At 67.1% G+C, this 380-nt stretch carries 1 protein-coding gene; it reads left to right on the top strand.

Annotated features, from left to right (window positions below; genetic code table 11):
* Positions 1 to 48 precede the first annotated feature (48 nt).
* Positions 49 to 285: an MbtH family protein gene (locus ACFWQG_RS12900; protein WP_378508018.1), complete on the top strand. Its 237-nt coding sequence runs from the start codon at positions 49 to 51 to the stop codon at positions 283 to 285.
* Positions 286 to 380: the final 95 nt, after the last annotated feature.

The raw sequence follows: 380 nt of genomic DNA, 5'->3' as shown, positions 1-380 counted from the left end.
CCGACCGAACATGCCTGCAGGACAAGAATCTTCACGGAAAGGAAAGAGATGAGCAATCCGTTCGACGACGAGGAGGGCACGTTCTTCGTGCTGGTGAACGACGAGGGGCAGCATTCGCTGTGGCCGACGTTCGCCGACGTCCCGGCCGGCTGGACGACCGTGCACGGTGCGGCGTCGCGCCAGTCGTGCGTCGAGTACGTCGAGACCAACTGGACCGACATGCGCCCGAACAGCCTGATCGCCGCGATGGCGGCGGACGCGGAGAAGGCCACGCTCGGCGGCTGACCGCGCGGAAACGGGGAGGGGGGGGGGGGGGAAGGGGGTCGGGGAGCATCCCACTTCCCCTTCCGTCTCTTCGCCCCACGCGGCAGAGAAAACAC

This window comes from Rhodococcus sp. NPDC058532 (genome assembly GCF_042719255.1).
In the GTDB taxonomy this organism is placed as follows: Bacteria; Actinomycetota; Actinomycetes; order Mycobacteriales; family Mycobacteriaceae; genus Rhodococcus_G.
Note: the sequence above shows the minus strand (reverse complement) of the source record. Positions and strands in the feature narration are given on the sequence as shown.

What these genes read in the sequence shown, in the direction of transcription:
- ACFWQG_RS12900 (WP_378508018.1), top strand. Translation starts at nt 49, where the DNA reads ATGAGCAATCCGTTCGACGACGAGGAGGGCACGTTCTTCGTGCTGGTG.